Below are 15753 nucleotides of genomic sequence, written 5' to 3' on the forward strand. Positions count from 1 at the left end.
GCCCTGGCCTGCTCATCCGTGGGCCCCCCTGCTCATTTTGTCAGCCTGGCGATAGAGTCGGGGGCATCACCCTCATCCGGCCGTCGTCGTATCAGAAAGGTGCGTCTCGATGACCGAGCATCATCTGCCGTCCGAACTCGAAGTCCCGTCGGAAGCCCCCGACCGCAACCTCGCCCTCGAACTCGTCCGCGTCACCGAGGCCGCCGCGATGGCCGCGGGCCGCTGGGTGGGCCGCGGCGACAAGAACGGTGCCGACGGCGCCGCCGTCCGCGCCATGCGGACCCTCGTCTCCACCGTCTCGATGAACGGCGTCGTCGTCATCGGCGAAGGGGAGAAGGACGAAGCCCCGATGCTCTTCAACGGGGAACAGGTGGGCGACGGGACCGGCCCCGAGTGCGACATCGCCGTCGACCCGATCGACGGGACGACCCTCACCGCCGCGGGCATGACCAACGCGATCGCCGTGCTGGCCGCCGCCGACCGCGGCACCATGTTCGACCCGTCCGCCGTCTTCTACATGGACAAGCTGGTCACCGGCCCGGAGGCGGCCGACTTCGTCGACATCAACGCGCCCGTGTCGGTCAACATCCGCCGCGTCGCGAAGGCCAAGCGCGTCACCCCCGAGGACGTCACCGTCGTCATCCTCGACCGGCCCCGGCACGACGGGATCATCAAGGAGATCCGGGAGACCGGCGCCCGCATCAAGCTGATCTCCGACGGCGACGTCGCGGGCTCGATCCTGGCGCTGCGCGAGGGCACCGGCATCGACCTGCTGCTCGGCATCGGCGGCACGCCCGAGGGCATCATCTCGGCCTGTGCGGTCAAGTGTCTCGGCGGCACCATCCAGGGCAAGCTGTGGCCCAAGGACGACGAGGAGCGGCAGCGGGCGGTCGACGCCGGGCACGACCTCGACCGCGTCCTCGGCACGAGCGACCTGGTCTCCGGCGAGAACGTCTTCTTCGTCGCCACCGGCATCACCGACGGCGAGCTGCTGCGCGGGGTGCGCTACCGCTCGGAGACCGCGACGACCGAGTCGATCGTCATGCGCTCCAAGTCCGGGACGGTCCGCCAGATCACCTCGGAACACCGGCTGAGCAAGCTGCGCGCCTACAGCGCGATCGACTTCGACCGCGCCAAGTAGGGCCAAGTGCCCAGCGGGGCCGAGTAGCAGCGGCGTAGTAGCGGCCACGCCGGGCACGTGGAACCGGCCAAACAGGACCGGCCCAGCAGGACCGGCCCAGCAGGACCGGCCAAACAGGCCCGGTCGGTGTGGTCCCGCGCCCGGCAGTTGACATCGGGCCGGGCGCGGGACCACGCCGACCGGGCCGCACCACCGGTTCACACCGGCCCGTCGGTGCGCACCGCAGGTTCACATCGGCCCGTCGGCCCGCGGGCGCGGACGCCGGAGAGGGGCACCCTTGTGCGGAGGGCGCCCCTCTTTCCGTGCGCGGGCGAAGAGGTCAGCCCGCCGCCGCTATCGTGCCGTGCGCGGCCTTCTTCAGTTCCAGGTCGCGGCGGCGGCGCCGGGCCAGGACCACGCGGCGCTCGGCGGCGGTCAGGCCGCCCCAGACGCCGTACGGCTCGGGTTGCAGGAGCGCGTGTTCGCGGCACTCGACCATCACCGGACAGCGGGCGCAGACGCGCTTGGCGGCCTCCTCGCGGGAGAGGCGGGCCGCGGTGGGCTCCTTGGAGGGGGCGAAGAACAGGCCGGCCTCGTCGCGGCGGCACACCGCCTCCGTGTGCCATGGCGCTTCCTGATCCCGGTCCCGCACTGGCGCCCGCTGGGCCGGAACGGCAGCTACCTGCAGGGACTGATGCGGCGGTTGCAGCACGGTCTACTCCTGACGACGGCTTCGCGAGCGTGCCGGGCACCGGGAAAGTTCCACAGCGCCCTCCAAGAGACGATGCAGCAAGCCCTACCCGCTGTGCGCGCGCCTATGCACTGCGTTCCCAAGCCCGGGCGCTCTCCCGCGTGATCGATCGTCCGGTGCTGGACCAATTCCCGCGCGCCGCCCGCCCGTTCACAAGCGTCAACGGTCCAGGTGCTTGCGCAAACCCCGGTCCACGCGGTCGGCGACGCGGTCGCCGAGTCTGCCGGTGAAGCGGTCGAGGATGTCCGCGACGAGCCTGCCGCGCCTGGGCCGCGCCTCCACGTTGCCGAGGACGGCGAGGCCGTCGATGTACACCACGGGGGCGTTCGGGTCGCCCGCGTCCATGGTGTGCACCTCGAAGTTGCCGAGCACGCCGCCGCCGTTGCCGCGCAGCGAGACGTTCTCCGGGACGCGGATGTCGATGCTGCCGAACACGGAGACCGTCTTGATCACCACCTGCTGGTACTCGAAGATCGCCTCGCTGAGGTCGATCTCGACGCTGCCGAACACCGCGTACGCGTGGATGCGGCGGCCGGCGCGCCAGCGGCCCTTGCGGACGGCGGCGCTGAACACGGCCACCACGCTCTCGTCGGCGTCGACCGGGATCGCGCCCGCGGTGGGTCTGTTGGGCGCCGAGGCGTACGCGGGGGTGGCGCGGCCGGAATGGGCGGCGGGCAGGTCACGGACGAAGCGGTCCAGCTCGCCCACCGTCTTGGTGGCCAGCACCCCTTCCACGCGCTCGGCGTGCTCCTGGGGCGTGAGGCGGCCCTCGGCGAGGGCGTCACGCAGGATGTCGGTGACGCGGTCGCGGTCGGCGTCGGAGGCGCGCAGCTCGGCCGGGGCCGCCGCGGTGGCCGGGGTGGCGTCGGAGCTCTTCTGAAGGTCCACGGCAGCAGCGTACCCAAACGCGATAGATCGCGACTACCCCTCGCCGGGCTCCCTGTGGAAAACCGACGACCACCGCCTCAGGCACCCCGTGGAAAACGGGGGCGTCCTGGCCTCTGTCCGAACTGAGCCTTACCTCACAGACCCGGCGTCGGTGCCAGGTTCTACGCTGGTGGACGCTGCCAATGGAGGCACGCCGCTGTCTGTCGAGTGAGGAATGGGCGAGATGCCTGAGTTCGCGTACACCGATCTGCTCCCCCAGGGAGAGGACACCACCCCCTACCGGCTGGTGACCTCCGAGGGTGTCTCCACCTTCGAGGCCGACGGGCGCACGTTCCTCAAGGTGGAGCCGGAGGCGCTGCGCAAGCTCGCCGAGGAGGCCATCCACGACATCCAGCACTATCTGCGGCCCGCGCACCTCGCGCAGCTCCGCCGCATCATCGACGACCCCGAGGCCTCGGGCAACGACAAGTTCGTCGCGCTCGACCTGCTGAAGAACGCGAACATCGCCGCCGCGGGCGTCCTGCCGATGTGCCAGGACACGGGCACCGCGATCGTGATGGGCAAGCGCGGGCAGAACGTGCTCACCGAGGGCGGCGACGAGGCGGCCCTGTCACGCGGCATCTACGAGGCGTACAAGAACCTGAACCTGCGCTACTCGCAGATGGCCCCGCTGACCATGTGGGAGGAGAAGAACACCGGCTCCAACCTGCCGGCCCAGATCGAGCTGTACGCGACCGACGGCGGCGCCTACAAGTTCCTGTTCATGGCGAAGGGCGGCGGCTCCGCCAACAAGTCGTTCCTCTACCAGGAGACGAAGGCGGTCCTCAACGAGGGCTCCATGATGAAGTTCCTGGAGGAGAAGATCCGTTCGCTGGGCACGGCCGCCTGCCCGCCGTACCACCTGGCGATCGTCGTCGGCGGCACCAGCGCCGAGTACGCGCTGAAGACCGCGAAGTACGCCTCCGCGCACTACCTGGACGAGATCCCGGCCGAGGGCTCCGAGCTGGGGCACGGCTTTAGGGACAAGGACCTGGAGCAGAAGGTCTTCGAGCTGACCCAGAAGATCGGCATCGGCGCGCAGTTCGGCGGCAAGTACTTCTGCCACGACGTACGCGTGGTGCGGCTGCCCCGGCACGGCGCGTCCTGCCCGGTCGCGATCGCCGTGTCCTGCTCGGCGGACCGCCAGGCCGTCGCGAAGATCACCGCCGAGGGCGTCTTCCTGGAGCAGCTGGAGACCGACCCGGCGCGCTTCCTGCCGGACACTACGGACGAGCATCTGGACGAGTCCGGCGACGTCGTCAAGATCGATCTGAACCAGCCGATGGACGACATCCTCGCCGAGCTGACCCGGCACCCGGTCAAGACCCGGCTCTCGCTCACCGGCCCGCTGGTCGTGGCCCGCGACATCGCGCACGCCAAGATCAAGGAGCGGCTGGACGCGGGCGAGGAGATGCCGCAGTACCTGAAGGACCACCCGGTGTACTACGCCGGCCCGGCCAAGACGCCCGAGGGGTACGCGTCCGGCTCCTTCGGCCCGACGACCGCCGGCCGGATGGACTCCTACGTGGAGCAGTTCCAGGCGGCGGGCGGCTCGAAGGTGATGCTGGCCAAGGGCAACCGCAGCAAGCAGGTCACCGACGCCTGCGCCGCGCACGGCGGCTTCTACCTGGGCTCGATCGGCGGTCCGGCCGCCCGGCTCGCCCAGGACTGCATCAAGAAGGTCGAGGTCGTCGAGTACGAGGAACTCGGCATGGAGGCCGTCTGGCGGATCGAGGTCGAGGACTTCCCGGCGTTCGTCGTCGTGGACGACAAGGGCAACGACTTCTTCCAGGACCCGGCGCCCGCCCCGACGTTCACGTCCATCCCGGTGCGGGGCCCGGGGCTCGCGTAGCCGTCCGGGGCGGCCGGACGGACTCGCCCGGCCGCCCCGGCCCACTCCCCCGCTCCCCCACCTGCCGCCCGCATACGGGCGTTGCTCATCCCGCGTCCCCCGACCCGCGTGGTCGTCCCGTCCGCGTACGGGCGTGCCGGGCGGGAACACTCGCCGGCTCCGGGATGCTGTCCCCCATGGAGGTGTCACCAATGGCAGATGGCCAGGGCGAAGGCGCGTACCGGATCGAGCACGACTCCATGGGCGAGGTGCGGGTGCCCGTGGACGCGAAATGGCGGGCGCAGACGCAGCGCGCCGTGGAGAACTTCCCGATCTCGGGGCAGCACATCGAGCGCGCGCACATCGAGGCCCTCGCCCGGATCAAGGCAGCCGCCGCGAAGGTCAACGGCGAGCTGGGCGTGATCGGCAAGGACGTGGCCGAGGCGATCCAGGAGGCGGCGGCCGAGGTCGCCGAGGGGCGCTGGGACGAGCAGTTCCCGGTGGACGTGTTCCAGACCGGGTCCGGGACCTCGTCCAACATGAACACCAACGAGGTCATCGCCACGCTCGCCACCGAGCGGCTGGGCCGGGACGTGCACCCGAACGACCACGTGAACGCCTCGCAGTCGAGCAACGACGTGTTCCCCTCCTCGATCCACATCGCGGCGACCGCCGCCGTCACCCGCGACCTGGTGCCCGCCCTCGAACACCTCGCCGCCGCCCTCGGCCGCAAGGCGGAGGAGTTCGCGGACGTGGTGAAGTCCGGGCGCACCCACCTGATGGACGCGACGCCGGTGACGCTGGGCCAGGAGTTCGGCGGGTACGCGGCGCAGGTGCGTTACGGCGTGGAGCGGCTGCGGGCCTCGCTGCCGCGGCTGGCGGAACTGCCGCTGGGCGGTACGGCCGTGGGCACCGGCATCAACACCCCGCCCGGGTTCTCGGCGGCGGTGATCGCGGAGGTGGCGCGGGCGACCGGGCTGCCGCTGACGGAGGCCCGCGACCACTTCGAGGCGCAGGGCGCGCGCGACGGGATCGTGGAGACGAGCGGGCAGCTCAGGACCATCGCGGTCGGACTGACCAAGATCGCGAACGATCTGCGGTGGATGGCGTCCGGTCCGCGCACCGGGCTGTCCGAGATCAGCCTGCCGGACCTCCAGCCGGGCTCGTCGATCATGCCGGGCAAGGTGAACCCGGTGATCCCCGAGGCGGTGCTGATGGTCGCCGCGCAGGTGACGGGCAACGACGCAACGGTCGCCGTCGCGGGCGCGGCGGGGAACTTCGAGCTGAACGTGATGCTGCCGGTGATCGGCAAGAACGTACTGGAGTCGGTGCGGCTGCTCGCGAACGTGTCGCGGCTGCTCGCCGACCGGACGGTGGACGGGATCGTGGCGCACCGGGAGCGCGCCCGGGAGTACGCGGAGTCCTCGCCGTCCGTGGTGACGCCGCTGAACAAGTACATCGGGTACGAGGAGGCGGCGAAGGTGGCGAAGAAGTCGCTGGCGGAGCGGAAGACCATCCGCGAGGTGGTGCTGGAGTCGGGCTATGTGGAGCGCGGGGACCTGACGGAGCGGCAGTTGGACGAGGCTCTTGATGTCCTGCGGATGACGCGTCCGTAACGGCCGGAGGGCGACGAGAAACGCCTGATGACGCCTCCGTAACGGGACCCGGGCGGTGGCGGGAACCGTGACACGCGCCGCAGCGTCACGTGCCCGGGGCACCTAATATCTGTCCATGGCAGACGGTGGAGCGGTGAGACGGGCGGAAGCGGGCGGGCCGGCGGCGTTCTGGGAGCCCGGGCACCAGATCCTGTGGCGGTACCGGGAGAACGCCGGCGAGCGCGTCCACATCTGCCGCCCCGTGACGGTCGTACGGGACGACGCCGAGCTGCTCGCGGTGTGGATGGCGCCGGGCACCGAGTGTGTGAAGCCGGTGCTCGCCGACGGTTCGCCGGTGCACGGGGAGCCGCTGGAGTCGCGCTACACCAAGCCGCGGGCGGTGCGGCGCGACCGGTGGTTCGGCACCGGGGTGCTGAAGCTGGCGCGGCCGGGGGACCCCTGGTCGGTGTGGCTTTTCTGGGAACCGGGCTGGCGTTTCAAGAACTGGTACGTGAACCTGGAGGCCCCGCTGGCTCGTTGGGCGGGCGGGGTCGACTCCGAGGACCACTTCCTCGACATCGCGGTGCATCCGGACCGCAGTTGGCGCTGGCTGGACGAGGACGAGTTCGCGATGGCGCAGCGGGCCGGTCTGATGGACCCTCAACTGGCCGCGCGGGTAAGGGAGGCGGGGTGGTCGGCGGTGGAGGTGATCCGCGCGTGGGGGGCGCCGTTCTCGGACGGCTGGGAACACTGGCGGCCCGATCCGGCCTGGCCGGTTCCCGCCCTGCCGGACGACTGGGACCGTACGCCCGCGCACGTGTCCTCATGAGACCCTTGATGCGCCCCCGTGGTACAACCGTAGGATCGTCTTCCGCAAGGGCGCACGGCAGCAACAACTCCCGCATGATGAGCCGGGCTTGACCATATGTCACCGAGGGGCGGCAGGACGTGAGCGAGGGGTACGAGGGGTACGGCGGCGGGGCCGGCCGAGGTCCGGGCGCCCCGCGCGGTGTCACCGGGACAGTCGCCCGGACGCGGGCCGCGAGCCTTCCGGCGCGGTCGGCGCGGTGTGTTTTCGGCCGTCCGCGGACCGCCGCACGTCCCGTGACGGCCGCCCGGGCCGCCGGTTCCGTATCTGACGACACGCAGAATCCGTTCCTGGGGCACACATTCCGGGTATCGGGGCTGCGGGACGAACTGCGCGCCCGGCGCGCAGCCCCGGACGGATGGACTCGACACGCGTGACGGAGCACCCCACCTCGCACGAGCGCCGGCCAGGCGGCGCCGGCCTGCCTGCCTCCCCCGCGGACCCTCGCGGGGCGCTCCTGCGTACCCCGGACCAGCCGTCCCCGCTGCCCGCGTCCGGCGCCTTACCGGTTCAGGCCCGCGCCGGTGACGTACCGCGCGCTCCGGGTTCGGCCACGCCCTGCGGCAAGGGCGCGGCCGGCGGCCAGGCGCCCGGCGCCGGCCTGTCCGCGCCCTCCTCGGGCCCCGGCTCCGGCACGGGTTCCGGCACGGACGCGCCCGCGCCGTCCGCGCCCGGCGCGGGGGCGGAGCACTCGCAGCCCTCGGCCGCCGAGCCGGACCCGCACCGGCCGCGGCCCGCGCCGGAGAGCATCCCGGTGCAGCCGGACGCGGAGCGGGACCGGTCCGCCGGGTCCGCCGGGTCCGGCCGGCCGGCGCGCGGTCCGGGGGGCACGGAGCGCCGGACGGCGCGGAGCGTGCCGCAGGGCGGCCCGATGCCGATGCGGCGGGACGGCGACCGGCTGCGTTTCGTCGGCGCGGCGACCCGCCGGATCGCGCGGGGCATCGACCTCGACGAGATCGTGATGGGGCTGTGCCGGGCGACCGTGCCGACGTTCTCGGACGCGATCCTCGTCTATCTGCGGGACCCGCTGCCGGTGGGCGACGAGCGGCCGACGGGACCGCTGGTGCTGCGGCTGCGGCGGACCGACCGCATTCCCGAGGAGCGGGACACCGAGGGCGGCTTCCTGCCGCTGGTGCGTCCCGAGCCCACCGAGCTGTCCGGGATGACGGCGGAGCTGTGCGAGGTACGGCAGGGCGGCGCCCTCGCGGAGGTGCTGCGCGGGGTGCGGCCGGTGTTCGCGGACGCGCCCGCCGCGCGGGCCGCGCTGCCGGAGCTGCTCGGCGACGACCTGGCGGTGCCGAGCGGGCAGCGGGCGATCCTCGCGCCGCTGCGGGGCCGGCGCCGGGTGATCGGCGCGGCCCTGTTCCTGCGGCGGCCGGAGCGGCTCGCGTTCGAGGCGGACGATCTGCTGGTCGCCGCCCAGCTCGCGACGCACAGCGCGCTCGGCATCGACAAGGCGGTGCTGTACGGCCGCGAGGCGTACATCGCGGACGAGCTGCAGCGCACGATGCTGCCCGAGACCCTGCCGCGGCCCACCGGTGTGCGGCTGGCGTCCCGCTATCTGCCGGCCGCGGAGACCGCGCGGGTGGGCGGCGACTGGTACGACGCGATCCCGCTGCCGGGCAGCCGGGTCGCGCTGGTCGTGGGCGACGTCATGGGCCACTCGATGACGTCGGCGGCGATCATGGGCCAGTTGCGGACGACGGCGCAGACCCTCGCGGGGCTCGATCTGCCGCCGCAGGAGGTGCTGCACCACCTGGACGAGCAGGCCCAGCGGCTCGGCACCGACCGCATGGCGACCTGTCTGTACGCCGTGTACGACCCGGTGTCGCACCGGATCACCATCGCGAACGCGGGCCATCCGCCGCCGGTGCTGCTGCACCTGGGCGGGCGCGCCGAGGTGCTGCGGGTGCCGCCGGGCGCGCCGATCGGGGTCGGCGGGGTCGACTTCGAGGCGGTGGAGCTGGACGCGCCCGCCGGGGCGACGCTGCTGCTGTACACCGACGGGCTGGTGGAGTCGCGGCTGCGGGACGTGTGGACCGGGATCGAGCAGCTCCGGGAGAAGCTCGCCGCCACGGCCGCGCTGACCGGCCCGGACCATCCGCCGCCGCTGGAAGCGCTGTGCGACGAGGTGCTCGACATGCTCGGCCCGGGCGACCGGGACGACGACATCGCGCTGCTCGCGGCGCGGTTCGACGGGATCGCACCGAGCGATGTCGCGTACTGGTTCCTGGAACCGGAGGACGCGGCACCGGGCCGGGCGCGGCGGCTGGCCCGGCGGGCGCTGGCGCGCTGGGGCATGGAGGACATGACCGACGCGGTGGAGCTGCTGGTCAGCGAGGTCGTGACGAACGCGGTGCGGTACGCGTCGCGGCCGGTGACGCTGCGGCTGCTGCGGACGGACGTGCTGCGCTGCGAGGTCGGGGACGACGTGCCGCAGCTTCCCCGGTTGCGGCAGGCGCGGGCCACGGACGAGGGCGGCCGGGGCCTGTACCTGGTGAACAAGCTGGCCCGCCGCTGGGGCGCGACCCGGCTGAGCACGGGGAAGGTCGTCTGGTTCGAGCTGAACCGGGGCTGAGCACGGGAAAGGCCGTCCGGTTCGAACTGAACCGCGGCCGAGCGTGAGAACGGGCGCCTGGTCCGAGCCGTATCGCGGGCCGAGCGTGAGAACGGGCGCCTGGATCGAGCCGGACCGGGGCCGAGCGTGAGAACGGGCGTCTGGATCGAGCCGGACCGGGGCCGAGCGCGGGAGGGGGCGCCTGGTTCGGGGGATCCGCGGCCGATGTCCGGGTTCGATTGGACCCGGGCCTGAGGGGTACGCGGGTGCTCTCGCCTCCTGTGGGCCGGTCCGGAAGGGCGCCGGTGCGCCATGGTGCGGCAAATGTTGCCGACATGCTGTCGGCGGCGTTGACTGCTGGGTGGGCGAAGCGACCTGACGACCCTCATCTCCGACGGGAGGACGCGCTCGTGACGCAAGGCTCAGAGAAGGCTCCGTACACGACGAACAACGTCGGGATTCCGGTGGAGAGCGACGAACACTCGCTCACCGTCGGGCCCGACGGACCGATCCTGCTCCAGGACCACTACCTCATCGAGAAGATGGCGCAGTTCAACCGGGAGCGGGTCCCCGAGCGGGTGGTGCACGCCAAGGGCAGCGGCGCGTACGGCTTCTTCGAAGTGACCAACGACGTCAGCCAGTTCACCAAGGCCGACCTCTTCCAGCCGGGCAAGCGCACCGAGATGCTGGCGCGGTTCTCCACCGTCGCCGGCGAGCAGGGTTCGCCCGACACCTGGCGCGACCCGCGTGGTTTCGCGCTGAAGTTCTACACCGAGCACGGCAATTACGACATGGTGGGCAACAACACGCCGGTCTTCTTCGTGCGTGACACGATCAAGTTCCAGGACTTCATCCGCTCGCAGAAGCGCCACCCGGTGACGGGGCTGCGGAACAACGACATGCAGTGGGACTTCTGGACGCTCTCGCCGGAGTCGGCGCACCAGGTGACCTGGCTGATGGGCGACCGGGGCATCCCGAAGACGTACCGCCACATGAACGGCTACAGCTCCCACACCTATATGTGGATCAACGGCGCCGGTGAGCGGTTCTGGGTGAAGTACCACTTCAAGACCGACCAGGGCATCGAGTTCCTGGAGCAGGCCGAGGCCGACGAGCTGGCGGGCCTCGACGCGGACAAGCACCGCCGGGACCTCTTCGAGTCGATCGAGTCGGGGAACGCGCCGAGCTGGACGCTGAAGGTCCAGATCATGCCGTTCGAGGACGCGGCGGACTACCGGTTCAACCCGTTCGACCTGACGAAGGTGTGGCCGCACGGCGACTACCCGCTGATCGACGTCGGCCGGATGACGCTGAACCGGAACCCCGAGGACTACTTCATCCACATCGAGCAGGCCGCGTTCGAGCCCTCGAACCTGGTGCCGGGCATCGGCCCGTCGCCGGACAAGATGCTGCTGGGCCGGCTGTTCTCGTACCCGGACACCCACCGGTACCGGATCGGCCCGAACTACACCCAGCTGCCGCCCAACCGGCCGCACTCCCCGGTGAACTCGTACGCCAAGGACGGCCCGATGCGCTACGAGGCGTCGAAGGCGGCCCGGCCGTACGCGCCGAACTCCTACGGCGGACCGGCGGCGGACTACGAGGGCCGGTTCGGTGACCCGGCGAGCTGGCAGACCGCCGGTGAGCTGGTGCGCGAGGCGTACAAGCTGCACAGCGAGGACGACGACTGGGGTCAGGCGGGCACGATGGTCCGCCAGGTCCTCGACGACGCGGCCCGCGACCGGCTGGTCACGAACGTGAGCGGCCATCTGCTGGCCGGCGTCTCCCGTCCGGTCCTGGACCGCGCCATCCAGTACTGGCGCAACGTCGACAAGGCGATCGGCGACCGGATCGCGCAGCGCGTCAACGGCGGCTGACGGCTGACGCTGACTGACGGCGGCTTACGGCGACTGGTCGCGGCCGGCCAGCGCTCTACGCGAGAGGGGCACCGGGAGATCCCGGTGCCCCTCTCGCATGCTGTCCGCGGGCCGGCGTCAGCCGTGCCGCGCGGTCCGCGGCCGGCGTCAGCGGCGGACGGTCGCGTCAGCGGCGGACGGTCACTGCTGCCGGTTCTGGAGCTGGTCGTCCGGTGCGAACGGGTTCTCCGGGTCGTCGTCCGTCGGGGTCGACGACGGCGTGGACGGCGGCGGCGAGGTCGGCGGGGTGGTCGTCGGCTTGTCCGTGGGGGTCGGCGGGGCGCTGCTGGAGGGCGGCTCCGACGACGGCTTCTCGGTGGTCGGCGTGGAGGACGGCGTGTCGGACGGCGACTGGCTGACCGTCGGCGTGTCGGTCGGCTCGACCGCCGCGCCCGAGGTGGTCTCCAGGTCGAACTTGCTGACCTTGCCGTCCATCGCGCCGAAGGTGTACGCCGCCCAGATCTGGGCCGGGAAGCCACCGCCGTTGACCCGGCCGCCTTCCAGGTAGAGACCCGTGGCGCCCTTCATGGGGACCTGGTGGTGGTTCTTGGCGTCCTCGCCGAACAGGCCGACCGAGGTGACCAGGTCCGGCGTGTAGCCGGTGAACCAGGCCGACTTGTTGTTGTCGGAGGTACCGGTCTTGCCGGCGACCTGCTGGCCGTCGCGGTCGGGGTTGTCCCGCACCGAGACACGGGCCGTGCCGTCGTCGACCACGCCGGTCAGCACCGAGGTGACCGTGTCGGCGGCCTCCCGGCTGATGACCTGCCCGCCGACGGGGTCGGGCAGGTCGACCGTGACGTCCTTGTGCTCGGCCGAGGCGAGGATCGAGGGGGTGACCTTCTTGCCGTGGTTGTCGAGGGTCGCGTAGACGCCCGCCATCTCCAGCGGGCTCGCGCCCATGGAACCGAGGGTCTGGGCGGGCACCGCCTGGAGTCCCTTGGTGTTCATGCCGAGCTTGCCCGCGACCTTCAGCACCTCGTCCATGCCGACGTCCACGCCCATCTGGGCGAACACGGAGTTGATGGACTTGTTCATCGCGGTCTGCACGGTGACGTCGCCGTAGCTGTGCTCGTCCTCGTTGGGCGGCGCGAACCCGATGTCGCTGCCCACCACGGGACGGCGGTTGGTGCCGTCGTAGATCGTGTCCGCCGTGATCGGCCGGCCCGAGCGGGTCTTGGCCTCCTCGGCGAGGGCCGCGGCGAAGATCAGCGGCTTGAATGTCGAGGCGGCCTGGTAGTCCCGGCGGGTCGCGTTGTTGTAGTAGTGCTTGAAGTAGTCCGCGCCGCCGTACATCGCGAGGACCTTGCCGGTCTTCGGGTCGACCGACGCAGCGCCCGCCTGGATGTTCGCGTCGACCTTGCGCTTCTTCGGGTCGAGCTTGCCGGTGAGCTGCTTCTTGACCGTGCTCTCCAGCAGGGCCTGCTTCTTCTTGTCGACGGTGAGCTTGATGGTCCAGCCGCCCGCCTCCACCATGGCCTTGGCGTCGTCGAGATCGGCCGCCTTGCCCTGGGCGACGAGCTGCTGGGCCAGCTCGTTCTGCGCCTCGGTCACCAGGTAGCCGGTCTGGCCCTGCATGCCCGCCGCGCCCTGCGGGTCCTTGGGCTTCGGGAACTTCATGGCCTGCCGCTTGCCCGCGTCCAGCCAGCCCTGCTCGACCATGTTGTCGAGGGTGTAGTTCCAGCGGTCCTGCACCAGCCGCTTGCCGGTGTCCGTGGCGACCGCCCAGTCGTACTGGCTCGGCGCCTGGAGCAGCGAGGCCAGGTAGGCGCCCTGCGCGACGGTGAGGTCGCTGGCGTCCTCACGGTAGTAGGCCTGGGCGGCGGCCTGGATGCCGTAGGCGTTGCGGCCGTAGTAGCTGGTGTTGATGTAGCCCGCGAGGATGTCGTCCTTGGACTTCTTGCGGTCCACCTTCAGCGAGATGACCATTTCCTTCAGCTTGCGCGTGACGGTCTGGTCCTGGCTGAGGTAGTAGTTCTTGACGTACTGCTGGGTGATCGTGGAGCCGCCCTGCTTGCCCTTGCCGGAGAGGGTGTTGAGCAGGCCACGGGCGGTGCCCTTCAGGTCGACGCCGGAGTCGTTGTAGAAGGACTTGTTCTCGGCGGCGACGAAGGTCTTCTGGACGCTCTTGGGCACCTTGGACAGGTCGACGATCTCGCGGTTCACCTTGCCGGTGCGGGCGAGGGTCTTGCCGTCGGCGTACTCGTAGACGTTGCTCTGCAGGCGGGCGGCCGCGTTGCCCTCGGGCACGGAGACGACCATGTAGAGCACGAAGAAGGCGCCCATGCCGAGCAGGCAGACGCCGAGGAACGTGCCGAGGACCGTCTTCCAGTTCACGAACCTGCGTATGCCGGTGCGGCGGGGCTTGCCGCCCGCCTTCGCGCCGGTTCCGGAGTCGGCCGGCCCGTTGCCGGACGAGCGCTTGGGCGCCGCGCGGCGGCCCTGCGCCTGCCGCGCTCGTCTCTCTTCCGCTCGTCCCATGGGTCGATCCGCTCCGCTTCACTCTCGTGTGGCACACACGTTCGTCGCTCAGGTCAGCTCAGAAAGCTAACACCGCGCGCTATGACAAAGGGCTGCCGATCCGGTCTTTTCCGGACGTGACAATCAGCACGCCTTACGCGCGTGCCTCACCGAAACCGACGAGCGGGAAGCGTGGAAGGTTGCGAGTGCGGGTAATGTGATATCAGTTAGATAGATACCAGCCGAGCCCCGCGAACCAGGCCGTACGGGCGGGTTCGCGCAGGCCAGGCCCTACGAGACGGGGGACCCGCCATGTCGTCACACGCTTCCCACGAGTCACCGGGCGCACCGGACGCCGCCACGCCGGGCGACCTGCCCGAGATGCCGGCGCCGCACGTGCGGGAGTTCGCCGCGCACAGCATCGGCGGGGGGCTCGCGCTCTTCCTCGGACTGCTCGGGCTGCTTCTCGGCGCCGCCCTGTGCGCCGTCGGCGGCGGGGTCGTGCGGTCGGGCGGCGCCCAGGCCGCGCTGGTCGTCCTGGGCATCCTGGTCGCCATCGCCGCGGTGTTCGCGATGTGCGGGCTGAACACCGTCGCACCGGGCGAGGCCCGCGTGGTCCAGCTCTTCGGGCGCTACCGGGGCACGATCCGCCAGGACGGACTGCGCTGGGTGAACCCCCTCACGTCCCGGACCAAGATCTCCACGCGGGTGCGCAACCACGAGACGGCCGTCCTCAAGGTCAACGACGCCTACGGCAACCCGATCGAACTGGCCGCGGTCGTGGTGTGGAACGTGCAGGACACCGCGCAGGCGACCTTCGAGGTGGACGACTTCCTGGAGTTCGTCTCCACCCAGACCGAGGCGGCGGTCCGGCACATCGCCATCGAGTACCCCTACGACGCCCACGACGAGGACGGCCTGTCGCTGCGCGGCAACGCCGAGGAGATCACCGAGAAGCTCGCCGTCGAACTGCACGCGCGCGTGGCCGCCGCCGGCGTGCGGATCATCGAGTCGCGCTTCACGCATCTCGCGTACGCTCCCGAGATCGCCTCCGCGATGCTCCAGCGCCAGCAGGCCGGGGCGGTCGTCGCGGCCCGGCGGCAGATCGTGGACGGCGCGGTCGGCATGGTCGAGGCGGCGATCGCCCGGATCACCGAGCGCGACATCGTGGAGCTGGACTCCGAGCGGAAGGCGGCGATGGTGTCGAACCTGATGGTGGTGCTGTGCGGTGACCGCGCGGCGCAGCCCGTCCTGAACACGGGGTCCCTCTACCAGTGACGTCTCCCACGGAGGGAACTCCACCGCGTCGGCCGCAGCAGCAGCGCAAGCAGGTGCTGCTGCGGCTCGATCCGCTGGTGTACGAGGCGCTGGCCCGCTGGGCCGGCGACGAACTGCGGTCCGCCAACGCGCAGATCGAGTTCCTGCTCCGCCGCGCCCTCGCCGAGGCCGGCCGGCTGCCCGGCGGCGCGGGCCCGATCCCCCGCCGGGGACGCCCGCCGACGGCCGGGGAGCCGGAGAGCCAGTAGGCGGGCCCAAGGACCAGTAAGCGGCCGGAGCGCCGACAGGCGTTCGGGAAGCCGGTAAGCGTCCGGAGTCCCGACAGGCGTCCGGAGTGCCGACAGGCGCCCCCGAGACCCAGTAAGCGGCCGGATTGCGGGGCCCGGTCGGCTGGTTCGAAACCGTGACAATCGCTTCCGACCAGGTGACTTACCGCCCGCCGCACCCCTTCCC

The 15753-nt window shown here is 71.3% G+C and carries 11 protein-coding genes; 8 read left to right on the plus strand and 3 right to left on the minus strand.

Going from position 1 to position 15753, the window contains the following annotated elements; all coding sequences use genetic code 11:
• Positions 1 to 109: 109 nt before the first annotated feature.
• On the plus strand, positions 110 to 1141 hold the full coding sequence (gene glpX / locus AB0912_RS05945; protein ID WP_366696709.1) for a class II fructose-bisphosphatase: 1032 nt from the start codon (positions 110 to 112) through the stop codon (positions 1139 to 1141).
• A 319-nt stretch (positions 1142 to 1460) separates the two neighbouring features.
• Here glpX and AB0912_RS05950 read toward each other — a convergent pair whose 3' ends face one another.
• Positions 1461 to 1832: a WhiB family transcriptional regulator gene (locus AB0912_RS05950; protein WP_366696710.1), complete on the minus strand. Its 372-nt coding sequence runs from the start codon at positions 1830 to 1832 to the stop codon at positions 1461 to 1463.
• Positions 1833 to 2030: 198 nt separating this feature from the next.
• A complete protein-coding gene (locus AB0912_RS05955) occupies positions 2031 to 2759 on the minus strand; it encodes a DUF1707 domain-containing protein (RefSeq protein WP_366696711.1) in 729 nt (242 codons plus the stop codon).
• 223 nt (positions 2760 to 2982) lie between these two features.
• Here AB0912_RS05955 and AB0912_RS05960 point away from each other — a divergent pair, with 223 nt between their 5' ends.
• From AB0912_RS05960 to AB0912_RS05980, 5 genes are all read left to right on the plus strand, one after another.
• The gene (locus AB0912_RS05960) at positions 2983 to 4650 is read left to right on the plus strand and encodes a fumarate hydratase (RefSeq protein WP_366696712.1); all 1668 of its coding nucleotides are present in this window, start codon (positions 2983 to 2985) and stop codon (positions 4648 to 4650) included.
• A 191-nt stretch (positions 4651 to 4841) separates the two neighbouring features.
• Entirely contained in the window at positions 4842 to 6245 is a 1404-nt protein-coding gene (locus tag AB0912_RS05965) for a class II fumarate hydratase (RefSeq protein ID WP_366696713.1), read from the plus strand.
• Between the two features lie 115 nt (positions 6246 to 6360).
• Complete coding sequence (locus AB0912_RS05970) at positions 6361 to 7053, plus strand: DUF402 domain-containing protein (protein WP_366696714.1); 693 nt, start codon at positions 6361 to 6363, stop codon at positions 7051 to 7053.
• A 397-nt stretch (positions 7054 to 7450) separates the two neighbouring features.
• On the plus strand, positions 7451 to 9670 hold the full coding sequence (locus AB0912_RS05975; RefSeq protein WP_366696715.1) for a SpoIIE family protein phosphatase: 2220 nt from the start codon (positions 7451 to 7453) through the stop codon (positions 9668 to 9670).
• Between the two features lie 389 nt (positions 9671 to 10059).
• Positions 10060 to 11526 (plus strand): catalase, encoded by a 1467-nt coding sequence (locus tag AB0912_RS05980; RefSeq protein WP_366696716.1) that lies wholly within the window; start codon positions 10060 to 10062, stop codon positions 11524 to 11526.
• A gap of 180 nt (positions 11527 to 11706) precedes the next feature.
• On the opposite strand, the gene AB0912_RS05985 is transcribed toward AB0912_RS05980, so the two are convergent.
• Positions 11707 to 14043: a transglycosylase domain-containing protein gene (locus AB0912_RS05985; RefSeq protein WP_366696717.1), complete on the minus strand. Its 2337-nt coding sequence runs from the start codon at positions 14041 to 14043 to the stop codon at positions 11707 to 11709.
• A gap of 291 nt (positions 14044 to 14334) precedes the next feature.
• On the opposite strand from AB0912_RS05985, the gene AB0912_RS05990 reads away from it, so the two are divergent.
• Both AB0912_RS05990 and AB0912_RS05995 read left to right on the plus strand, forming a co-directional pair.
• Positions 14335 to 15300, plus strand: coding sequence for an SPFH domain-containing protein (locus AB0912_RS05990; protein ID WP_366696718.1), 966 nt, complete (start codon positions 14335 to 14337; stop codon positions 15298 to 15300).
• A complete protein-coding gene (locus AB0912_RS05995) occupies positions 15297 to 15548 on the plus strand; it encodes a hypothetical protein (RefSeq protein ID WP_366696719.1) in 252 nt (83 codons plus the stop codon). The genes AB0912_RS05990 and AB0912_RS05995 overlap by 4 nt, the downstream gene beginning before the upstream one ends.
• The last annotated feature ends 205 nt before the right edge of the window (positions 15549 to 15753 follow it).

Source organism: Streptomyces sp. NPDC007084 (assembly GCF_040703595.1).
Classification (GTDB): Bacteria; Actinomycetota; Actinomycetes; order Streptomycetales; family Streptomycetaceae; genus Streptomyces.